The following is a 9237-nucleotide window of genomic DNA, read 5'->3' on the forward strand; positions in this document are numbered from 1 at the left end:
CATGCAAGCAGGCGGCACGACAGCCACGAGGAATGCACCTCGTCGACAGCGGGTTGGGTCACACCGTGACGTCCACGCCGCCGATCAGCCGGGCCGACGTCGGCCTGCGCAGCGAGCGAGGCCCGGTCCTGCTGGCGGTCATGCTCAGCGTCGGGCTGGTCGCCATCGACGCGACGGTGCTCGCGACGGCGGTCCCGGCCGTGGTCGAGGACCTCGGCGGCTTCACCCAGTTCCCGTGGTTGTTCTCCGTCTACCTGCTGACCCAGGCCGTCACGGTGCCGCTCTACTCCAAGCTGGCCGACCAGTACGGCCGGAAGCCGATGATGCTGACCGGGGTCGGCATCTTCCTGCTCGGCTCGCTGCTGTGCGGCCTGGCGTGGAACATGGCGTCGCTGATCGCCTTCCGCGCGGTCCAGGGCATCGGCGCAGGGGCGGTGCAGCCGATCGGGATGACCATCGTCGGCGACATCTACTCGGTCCAGGAGCGGGCCAAGGTGCAGGGCTACCTGGCGAGCGTGTGGGCGCTGTCCTCGGTCGTCGGCCCCACGCTGGGCGGGGTGTTCTCCGACTACCTGTCGTGGCGGTGGATCTTCTTCGTGAACCTGCCGCTCGGCGCGGCGGCGCTGTGGATGTTCGCGCGCCGCTTCCACGAGGAGATCGAGCCGGCCCGGCACCGCATCGACGTCGCCGGCTCGCTGCTGCTCACCGGCGGCGGCATCGCCCTGCTCCTCGGACTGCTCGAGGGCGGGGTGCGCTGGTCGTGGTCGTCCCCGATGAGCGTCGGCCTGTTCGGCTCCGCCGCGGTCATGCTGGTGGCCTTCGTGCTGGTGGAGCGGCGGGCGAGCGAGCCGGTCCTGCCCCTGTGGGTGTTCCGGCACCGGGTGATCCTGCCCGCGACCCTGACCGCCCTGGTGGTCGGCGTCCTCCTCATCGGGCTGACGTCGTACATCCCGCTCTACGGCCAGTCGGTGCTCGGGCACAGCGCCCTGCTCGCCGGGTTCGCCCTGGCCGCACTCACCTTGGGCTGGCCCATCTCGGCCGCCAACGCCGGCCGCCTCTACCTCACCGTCGGCTTCCGCTCGACCATGGTCCTCGGCGCGGTGCTCGGGCTGGTCGGCTCGCTGCTGCTGCTGACCCTGGACGCCGACAGCTCGCTGCTCCACCTCGCCTTGCCGTGCTTCGTGATGGGGCTGGGCTTCGGCTTCGCGGTCGCACCGTCGGTCATCGCCGCCCAGTCCGCCGTCGGCTGGGAGTCCCGCGCCGTCACGACGGGGGTGACCATGTTCGCCCGCACCGTCGGCAGCGCCGTCGGTGTCGCCGTGTTCGGAGCGCTGGTCAACGCCCGGGTCACCGCCGCCACCGGTCACGGGAGCCCCGACCTCGAGCACCTCTCCCCGGAGATCCTCGAGCCGGCCATCCGGACGGTGTTCGTCGGCTCGGTCGCCGTCGCCGTCGTCCTGGTCGCCGTGAGCCTCCTGATGCCGCGCAAGATCGACACCTCGTGACCCGATGAGCCCAGGCTCGCCTTCGTTGCGGCGGCCTGACGGACTGGCGACGATCGGTCCATGACCACGGAGACGCCGGACGTCGACCCCGGACTCCCCGAGGACCTCGACCTGGACCGCCTGCATGCCCAGCAGCACGAGGACGAGCCGCACGAGTCCGGCTACCGGGGGCGGCTCAACTGGCTGCGAGCCGGCGTCCTCGGCGCCAACGACGGCGTGGTCTCGACCGCCGGGATCGTGATGGGCGTCGCCGGCGCCACCACCGACCGGGGCACCATCCTCATCGCCGGTGTCGCCGGCCTGGTGGCCGGCGCGCTGAGCATGGCCGCCGGGGAGTACGTCTCGGTCAGCACGCAGCGCGACTCGGAGCTGGCCCTGCTGGAGAAGGAGCGCGGCGAGCTGCGCGACGAGCCCGCGGAGGAGCTGGAGGAGCTGGCGGGCCTCTACGTCGCCAAGGGACTGTCGGAGGACCTGGCCCTGCAGGTTGCCCAGCAGCTCACCGAGCACGACGCCCTCGGCGCCCACGCGGAGGCCGAGCTGGGCATCGACCCCCACGACATCACCAACCCGTGGTCGGCGGCGTTCGCGTCCATGGTCGCCTTCATCCTGGGCGCCCTCCTGCCCCTGCTCACGATCACCCTGTTCGGCTCCGGGGCCCGGGTTCCGGTGACCGTCGTATCGGTCGCCGTGGCCCTGGCCCTCACCGGCTGGGCCAGCGCGAGGATGTCCGACGGACCCCCGACGCGGGCCGTGCTCCGCAACGTCGCCGGCGGCCTGCTGGCCATGGGCATCACGTTCGCCATCGGAAATGTGGTCGGCACGTGGGTCTGACACCTGTCACGATGACCGGATGCTGAGCCTGGAGCAGCTCCTGACGTTCGCCCTCGCGTCCGTCCTGCTCACCCTCATCCCCGGCCCGACCGTCCTGTTCGTGGTCGGCCGCTCGCTCTCGCTCGGCCGCAGGGCCGGGCTGTGGAGCGTGGTCGGAAACACCCTCGGCCTGCTGCCGGTCGTCGTCGCCGTGGCTCTGGGCGTCGGCGCGCTGGTCGCCGAGTCCGTGGTGGTGTTCACCGTGGTCAAGGTCGTGGGCGCCGTCTACCTCGTCCACCTCGGCGTCCAGGCCTTCCGGCAGCGCGGCACGGAGGCCCACCTCGAGGCGCCCACCGCACGCAGCACCCTGCGGATCGTCCGGGACGGCTTCGTGGTCGGCGTCACCAACCCCAAGTCGGTCGTGTTCCTCGCCGCGGTGCTGCCCCAGTTCGTCGACCACTCCGCGGGTGGCATCAGCGGTCAGCTGTTCGGCCTCGGCCTGGTCTTCATGACGGTCGCCCTGGTCTCCGACAGCACCTACGCCTACGCCGCCGGGACGGCCCGCGCCTGGTTCAGCAGCTCACCGCGCCGGCTGTCGCGGATGCAGGGCACCGGCGGCCTCATGATGATCGGACTCGGCGGATCGCTCGCCCTCACCGGGCAGAAGTAGGCAGCGGCCGGGGCCTCACTTCCGCTTGGTGAGCAGGTGGACCACGTCGGTCGCCGCCGGGGTCCGCACAGACGTCGCGGTCACCGAGGTCTTCACCTTCTTCTCGGCCTTCTTGCCGACCTTGACGACGACCTTGATGTCGAACGTCGCCCCCGGAGCCAACGACGCGGTGGTGTAGGTGCCCGCCACGACGGCCTTGGTGATGTTCGTGCCGTCGGGCGCCAGGTACTTGACCTTGAAGCCCTTGGCCGACTTCGCGCCACGGACCGTGAGCTGGTCGGCCGCGGTGACCCGCTGGGTGCGGCTGCTCGAGGGCTACGCCGGGCCGCCCTGGCGCGCCGACCGGGTCGAGCTCGTGCAGTCCTTCCTGGGCCAGGGACCGCGCGGGCGGCCCCGGTACGAGACGGTGGACACATTCCCGCTCGGCGCGGACCGACCTCTGTAGGGTCCGGCACGTGAACACCCCATGGAGTTCTTCGCCTCCTCCGCTGCGCTCCCCCGCCGAACAACTCCCCGGGGACCCCGAGAAACCATGAGGATCGCCGTAGCCAAGGAGACCCGCGAGGGCGAGGCCAGGGTCGCGATGGTGCCGGAGCTGGTCGGCAAGCTGACCAAGCTCGGCTACGACGTCGCGGTGGAGCCCGGTGCGGGCCTGCACGCCCTGGTCTCCGACGAGGAGTTCACCGAGTCGGGCGCGACCATCGACGCTGACGCGGTCGCGTCGGCGGACGTGGTCCTGTCCGTCCAGCCGCTCGCGCCCGACGCCGTACGCCGGCTGCGCCGCGGCGCCGCCACGATCTCCTTCCTGCCGGTCAACCAGGAGCTCTCGCTGGTGGCCGACCTCCGCGACGTCGGCGCCACGTCGTTCGCGATGGAGCTCGTGCCCCGCATCTCCCGCGCCCAGTCGATGGACGCGCTGTCCTCGCAGGCACTGGTCTCGGGCTACCGCTGCGCGATCGTCGCCGCCGGGATGCTGCGCCGGTTCTTCCCGCTCAACATGACCGCCGCAGGCACCGTCCAGCCCGCCGACGTCGTCGTCCTCGGCGCCGGCGTCGCCGGCCTCCAGGCGATCGCGACGGCCAAGCGGCTGGGCGCCGTGGTCCGGGCCTACGACGTCCGCGCGGCCGCCGCCGAGGAGATCCGGTCGATGGGCGCCAAGTCCATCGACCTCGACCTCGACACCCTCGAGGGGGCGGGCGGCTACGCCCGGGAGATGACCGAGGAGCGGGCGGCTCGGCAGATGGAGCTGCTCACGCCGTACGTCGCCGAGGCCGACGCCCTGATCACGACCGCCGCCGTCCCGGGCCGCCAGGCGCCGCTGCTGGTGACCAGCGCGATGGTCGAGCAGATGAAGCCGGGGTCGGTCGTGGTCGACCTCGCGGCCGAGTCCGGTGGCAACGTCGAGGGCGCGGTCGCCGGCGAGGTCGTCCGGATCGGCAACGCCCAGGTGTGGGGCGGCAAGAACGTGCCCTCCCAGATGCCCGGCCCTGCCTCCAAGCTCTACGCGCAGAACCTGGTCAACATCCTGACCCTGATGACCACCACCGGTGAGGACGGGGTGGGGTCCTTCACCCCGGACTTCGAGGACGAGATCGTGACCGGCTCCTGCGTCACCCACGACGGCGAGGTGCGCCACGAGGCCGCCCGCGAGGCTCTTCAAGGAGGCCCCAAGTGAGTGAGGGCGTCGTCTGGCTGACGATCTTCATCCTCAGCGTTTTCGTCGGCATCGAGGTCATCTCCAAGGTGTCGTCGACGCTGCACACCCCGCTGATGTCCGGCGCCAACGCCATCCACGGCGTGATCCTGCTCGGCGCGATCCTGGTGACCGGCAGCACCGACAACAACATCGCGCTGGTCGTCGGGCTCGTCGCGATCGTGCTGGCCGCGGTCAACATGGTCGGCGGCTTCGTGGTGACCGACCGGATGCTGCAGATGTTCGTGCGCAAGAAGCCTGCGACGTCAGACGCCGGGAAGGCCGACGCATGATCCCCACCTGGGCCCAGCTGCTCTACCTCGCCGGTGCGGTCGCCTTCATCCTCGCCCTCAAGGGACTGTCCGGACCCAAGACGGCCCGGATGGGCAACCTGATCGGCGCCGGCGCCGCCGTCCTGGCCTGCGCCATCCCGTTCTTCTACGTCGACGACATGAAGCACGTTCCGCTCATCCTGGCGGCGATCGCGGTCGGCTCCGCCGGCGGCTTCTACGGCGCCCGGGTCGTGCAGATGACCCAGATGCCGCAGATGGTGGCGCTGTTCAACGGTGTCGGCGGCGGGGCCGCGGCCCTGGTCGCGCTCGTCGAGCTGCACGAGATCGTGGAGCTCGACCACGCCGGCCTGGACGTCGAGACCTTCGTCCTGGTCGCCACGGCGTTCACGGTGCTGGTCGGCGCGGTGTCGTTCGCCGGGTCGATCATCACCTTCGCCAAGCTCCAGGAGCTGATGACCTCGCGGCCGGTGGTGTTCCCCGGCCTCCCGGTCGTGTTCGGCGGCAGCCTGATCGGCGCGGTCGTGCTGTCCGTGCTGCTCGTCCGCGAGCCGTCGATGACCCTGGGCATCGTGCTGGCCCTGGTCGGGCTGCTGGTCGGCGTGCTGCTGGTCCTGCCGGTCGGTGGAGCCGACGTACCGATCGTCATCTCGCTGCTCAACGCGTTCACGGGCCTGACCGTCGCCGCCGGCGGCTACGTCCTGTCCAACACCCTGCTGCTGGTGGCCGGCACGCTCGTCGGCGCCTCCGGCACGTTCCTGACGCTGCTGATGGCCGGCGCGATGGGCCGCTCGGTGGCCAACATCCTGTTCGGCGCGCTCAAGGGTGGGTCGACGCTCGGTGCGGGCGAGGCCTCCGACCGGCCGGTCCGCTCCGCCGGTCCCGAGGACGTCGCGATCCTCCTCGGCTACGCCGACAAGGTGATCATCGTGCCGGGCTACGGCCTCGCCGTGGCCCAGGCCCAGCACACCCTGCGCGAGCTCGTCGACGTGCTGTCGGCGCGCGGCATCGAGGTCGACTACGCGATCCACCCCGTGGCCGGCCGGATGCCCGGCCACATGAACGTGCTGCTCGCCGAGGCCCAGGTGCCCTACGAGCAGCTGATCGAGATGGACGAGATCAACGGCGAGTTCAAGAACACCGACGTGGTCCTCGTCGTCGGCGCCAACGACGTCGTCAACCCGGCCGCCCGCACCACCCCCAGCGCTCCGATCTACGGGATGCCGATCCTCAACGCCGACGAGGCCAAGCAGGTCGTCTTCCTCAAGCGGTCGATGCGCCCCGGCTTCGCGGGCATCGAGAACGAGCTGCTCTTCAACCCCACGACCACCCTGCTGTTCGGCGACGCCAAGGACACGCTCGGCAAGGTGCTCACCGCGGTCAAGGCGCTCTGACTCGTTTACCGCTCGGGGTATCGGTTACTACCTCGGTCAGGGAGGGACTATCCCCCGAAGGTGGTCCGATGCACACGCACCACGAACCACAGCACGTCCTCCGCGAGACCTACGACCGGCTCCCCGAGCCACCCACCACACCCGACCGCAGCGCCGGCGCCTACGGCGCGGCCGGTCTGCTGGTCCTGATGTTCATGCTGCTCATCGCGACCGGCACCGTACCGCTCTACGACTGGCGGACCTGAGGACTCAGCCCACCACGCCGTAGAGCCGGTCGCCGGCGTCCCCGAGCCCGGGGACGATGTAGCCCTTCTCGTTGAGCCGCTCGTCCATCGCCGCGGTCACGATCGTGACCGGCGTGTCGAGGCCGGCGAGCTCGTTCTCGAGCCGGGCGCAGCCCTCGGGCGAGGCGAGCAGGCAGACCGCGGTGATGTGGTCGGCACCGCGCTCGGTCAGGAAGTGGATGGCCGCGGCCAGCGTGCCGCCGGTGGCGAGCATCGGGTCGAGCACGTAGCACTGCCGGCCCACCAGGCTCTCGGGCAGCCGCTCGGCGTACGTCACCGCCTCGAGCGTCTCCTCGTCTCGGGCCATCCCGAGGAACCCGACCTCGGCAGTCGGCAGCAGCCGCATCATGCCGTCGAGCATCCCGAGACCGGCCCTCAGGATCGGCACCACGAGCGGCTTGGGCGCGGCGAGCTTCACACCCGTGGTCGGCGCGACCGGCGTGACGATGTCGACCGGGTGGACCCGGACCTCACGGGTGGCCTCGTAGGCGAGCAGCGTCACGAGCTCGTCGGTGAGGCTGCGGAACGTCGGCGAGTCGGTGTTCTCGTCCCGCAGGGCGGTGAGCTTGTGGGCCACGAGCGGGTGGTCGACGACCTGGGTGCGCATGGCCGAAACCCTAGTGGTTGCCCGGGATGCCGCCCCTCGGGCCGATTTCCCCTGGCCGCGCCCGCAGGCGTCTGCCACTGTGGGGGCGTGACCACCGTGGCGGGCTCCGGCGTGGACGACGGCGTCGACTTCGCCGTCGCCGCCTTCCGCGCCGACGGCGAGTGGCACGTCGAGGACCTCACCCACGACCACGTCGGCGACATCCCCACGCTGGCGGGGGCACTCCGGCGCTTCCCGGGCGACGCGGGCGCCTTGGCCATGGTCGCCGTCGACGAGGACTTCTTCGTGCTCGTCCGCGTCCTCGGAGCCGAGACCCGCGTCCTGCTGTCGGACATCACCGCCGCCGACGAGTGGGACCTCGCCACGTCCGCCCTCGAGCACCTCGGTCTGCCGCTGCCCGACGGTCTCGGCGACGACGACGACCAGCCGGTCCCGGCCGGGCGCCTCGACCTGCTGGCCGACCTCGGGATGACGGCGATGGACCTGGGGGGCCTGCTCGACGACCCCGATCTCTATCCCGACGAGATCCTCTCCGACGTGGCGGCCCACCTCGGTTTCGGCGAGCTGTTCGACGACGCCGTCGGCTACGCCTCGGCGTAGGCCCGGGCCGACCGTGCAGCACGACCTCTGGCTGACCCCCATGCGGGTCGCGCTCGACGAGGCTCGTGCGGCCCCGGGCACCGGCGACGTCCCGGTCGGCGCCGTCGTGGTGGACCGGGACGGCGAGCTGGTCGGCCGGGGCCACAACGTCCGGGAGGCGACGGCCGACCCCACCGGCCACGCCGAGATCGTCGCCCTGCGGGACGCCGCCACCCGTCGCGGGGAGTGGCGGCTCGACGGCTGCACGCTGGTCGTGACGCTGGAGCCCTGCACGATGTGCGCCGGAGCGGCCGTGCTGAGCCGGGTGGACCGCGTGGTGTTCGGGGCCTTCGACCCCAAGGCGGGCGCGGTCGGGAGCCTCTGGGACGTCGTGCGCGACCGGCGCCTCAACCACCGGCCCGAGGTCGTCACCGGCGTCCTGGCCGACGAGGCGGCCACCCTTCTGGGTGGATTCTTCGTGACGCACAGAGGAACGCCAGCGGAATAGGGCACCCGGGCCATACCCGTGTTGGCGGCGACGGGTAAGAATGCGCCCATGGGAGGTACGACGCTCGCGCGCGCACTCGTGGCTGTGGGTGCCGTCGCGGCACTGGCGCTGGCCCTCCCGGCGGCCGCCCATGCCGATGAGACCGTCGTGGTCCGGGGCACCGCCTTCCCCGACGCCGCCGCCCAGCTCGCGTACGTCGGCTGCACCGACCTGCTCGCTCCGGACGCCGGACAGCCGCCGCAGGTCCTCCAGCCCTACATCGGCCGCGGCCCGGCCCAGGCACCGGCCGGCGCCCGCAGCCTCGGCTACGACCTGGCAGGCGGCACTGCGATCGGCTCCCAGCACGTCGTCCCGTCGATGCTGGGCACGACGACCGCGTCGCTGAGCGTCTTCGCCCGCGCCGGGGCCCAGGGGCTGGCGGTCGCCGGCTACCAGGAGCCCGCGGATGCCGGGACGTCCTTGATCTGGTTCGGCACCGCCCCGGTCGCCGCGCCCGCCGGCGCCTGGCACGCCGTCGAGGCCACGCCGCTGGCCTACACCTGGACCAAGTACGACATGGCGACCCGGACGCCGCTACCGGCCCAGCCGCCCGGCCCGGCCCTGACCGTCCCGGCGTTCGCCGCGGCGCACGGTGGCGACGGGGCAGGCCTCTACGCGATCACCTTCGGCTGCGACGGCGCACCGTTCTCCATGGACGCCATGCGGATCGGGTCTCCGGGCGCCGTGACCACCTACGACATCGAGGGACTGGCGACCTCGCTCGACATGCGTGGCGACACGACCCGGGTCACCGCTGGTGAGCAGGTGGCCCTGCGCGGCACCCTGTCCACCTCGACCGGCGGGTCGGTCCCCTCGGCGACGGTGATCCTGGAGCGCCGGGGGCGGGCGGGTGACCCG

At 71.9% G+C, this 9237-nt stretch carries 13 protein-coding genes; 11 read left to right on the top strand and 2 right to left on the bottom strand.

Going from position 1 to position 9237, the window contains the following annotated elements; translation table 11 throughout:
* Positions 1–65: 65 nt before the first annotated feature.
* From JHD21_RS00220 to JHD21_RS00230, 3 genes are read left to right on the top strand one after another with little or no spacing between them, the layout of a single operon-like run.
* On the top strand, positions 66–1505 hold the full coding sequence (locus JHD21_RS00220) for an MDR family MFS transporter (RefSeq protein WP_292670688.1): 1440 nt from the start codon (positions 66–68) through the stop codon (positions 1503–1505).
* A 60-nt stretch (positions 1506–1565) separates the two neighbouring features.
* Positions 1566–2336: a VIT family protein gene (locus tag JHD21_RS00225; RefSeq protein WP_292670690.1), complete on the top strand. Its 771-nt coding sequence runs from the start codon at positions 1566–1568 to the stop codon at positions 2334–2336.
* A gap of 19 nt (positions 2337–2355) precedes the next feature.
* Positions 2356–2985 carry a LysE family translocator gene (locus tag JHD21_RS00230; protein WP_292670692.1) on the top strand — a complete coding sequence of 210 codons (630 nt, stop codon included), beginning with the start codon at positions 2356–2358 and terminating at the stop codon, positions 2983–2985.
* A gap of 15 nt (positions 2986–3000) precedes the next feature.
* On the opposite strand, the gene JHD21_RS00235 is transcribed toward JHD21_RS00230, so the two are convergent.
* Positions 3001–3174 carry a hypothetical protein gene (locus tag JHD21_RS00235; protein WP_292670695.1) on the bottom strand — a complete coding sequence of 58 codons (174 nt, stop codon included), beginning with the start codon at positions 3172–3174 and terminating at the stop codon, positions 3001–3003.
* A gap of 55 nt (positions 3175–3229) precedes the next feature.
* Between JHD21_RS00235 and JHD21_RS00240 the strand changes: the two genes are divergently transcribed.
* The 5 genes from JHD21_RS00240 to JHD21_RS00260 all read left to right on the top strand — a co-directional run bounded on the left by JHD21_RS00240 (position 3230) and on the right by JHD21_RS00260 (position 6607).
* Entirely contained in the window at positions 3230–3430 is a 201-nt protein-coding gene (locus JHD21_RS00240; RefSeq protein ID WP_292670697.1) for a hypothetical protein, read from the top strand.
* A gap of 87 nt (positions 3431–3517) precedes the next feature.
* Complete coding sequence (locus JHD21_RS00245; protein ID WP_292670699.1) at positions 3518–4660, top strand: Re/Si-specific NAD(P)(+) transhydrogenase subunit alpha; 1143 nt, start codon at positions 3518–3520, stop codon at positions 4658–4660.
* Complete coding sequence (locus tag JHD21_RS00250) at positions 4657–4971, top strand: NAD(P) transhydrogenase subunit alpha (protein ID WP_292670701.1); 315 nt, start codon at positions 4657–4659, stop codon at positions 4969–4971. The genes JHD21_RS00245 and JHD21_RS00250 overlap by 4 nt, the downstream gene beginning before the upstream one ends.
* Positions 4968–6362: an NAD(P)(+) transhydrogenase (Re/Si-specific) subunit beta gene (locus JHD21_RS00255; protein WP_292670703.1), complete on the top strand. Its 1395-nt coding sequence runs from the start codon at positions 4968–4970 to the stop codon at positions 6360–6362. The genes JHD21_RS00250 and JHD21_RS00255 overlap by 4 nt, the downstream gene beginning before the upstream one ends.
* A 68-nt stretch (positions 6363–6430) precedes the next feature.
* A complete protein-coding gene (locus JHD21_RS00260; protein WP_292670704.1) occupies positions 6431–6607 on the top strand; it encodes a hypothetical protein in 177 nt (58 codons plus the stop codon).
* 4 nt (positions 6608–6611) lie between these two features.
* Here JHD21_RS00260 and upp read toward each other — a convergent pair whose 3' ends face one another.
* Positions 6612–7253: a uracil phosphoribosyltransferase gene (gene upp, locus JHD21_RS00265; RefSeq protein WP_292670705.1), complete on the bottom strand. Its 642-nt coding sequence runs from the start codon at positions 7251–7253 to the stop codon at positions 6612–6614.
* A gap of 87 nt (positions 7254–7340) precedes the next feature.
* Here upp and JHD21_RS00270 point away from each other — a divergent pair, with 87 nt between their 5' ends.
* From JHD21_RS00270 to JHD21_RS00280, 3 genes are all read left to right on the top strand, one after another.
* Positions 7341–7853: a tRNA adenosine deaminase-associated protein gene (locus tag JHD21_RS00270; RefSeq protein WP_292670707.1), complete on the top strand. Its 513-nt coding sequence runs from the start codon at positions 7341–7343 to the stop codon at positions 7851–7853.
* A gap of 40 nt (positions 7854–7893) precedes the next feature.
* Entirely contained in the window at positions 7894–8340 is a 447-nt protein-coding gene (locus tag JHD21_RS00275) for a nucleoside deaminase (RefSeq protein ID WP_292670711.1), read from the top strand.
* 48 nt (positions 8341–8388) lie between these two features.
* A partial coding sequence (locus JHD21_RS00280; protein WP_292670709.1) for a hypothetical protein occupies positions 8389–9237 on the top strand: 849 nt, incomplete at its 3' end.

This window comes from Nocardioides sp., from assembly GCF_016462705.1.
GTDB lineage: Bacteria > Actinomycetota > Actinomycetes > Propionibacteriales > Nocardioidaceae > Nocardioides.

Excerpts from the sequence above, each read along its gene's own strand:
- upp (WP_292670705.1), bottom strand. The coding sequence starts at position 7,253 with ATGCGCACCCAGGTCGTCGACCACCCGCTCGTGGCCCACAAGCTCACC.
- JHD21_RS00225 (WP_292670690.1), top strand. The coding sequence starts at position 1,566 with ATGACCACGGAGACGCCGGACGTCGACCCCGGACTCCCCGAGGACCTC.
- JHD21_RS00230 (WP_292670692.1), top strand. The coding sequence starts at position 2,356 with ATGCTGAGCCTGGAGCAGCTCCTGACGTTCGCCCTCGCGTCCGTCCTG.
- JHD21_RS00255 (WP_292670703.1), top strand. The coding sequence starts at position 4,968 with ATGATCCCCACCTGGGCCCAGCTGCTCTACCTCGCCGGTGCGGTCGCC.
- JHD21_RS00245 (WP_292670699.1), top strand. The coding sequence starts at position 3,518 with ATGAGGATCGCCGTAGCCAAGGAGACCCGCGAGGGCGAGGCCAGGGTC.
- JHD21_RS00275 (WP_292670711.1), top strand. The coding sequence starts at position 7,894 with ATGCGGGTCGCGCTCGACGAGGCTCGTGCGGCCCCGGGCACCGGCGAC.
- JHD21_RS00260 (WP_292670704.1), top strand. The coding sequence starts at position 6,431 with ATGCACACGCACCACGAACCACAGCACGTCCTCCGCGAGACCTACGAC.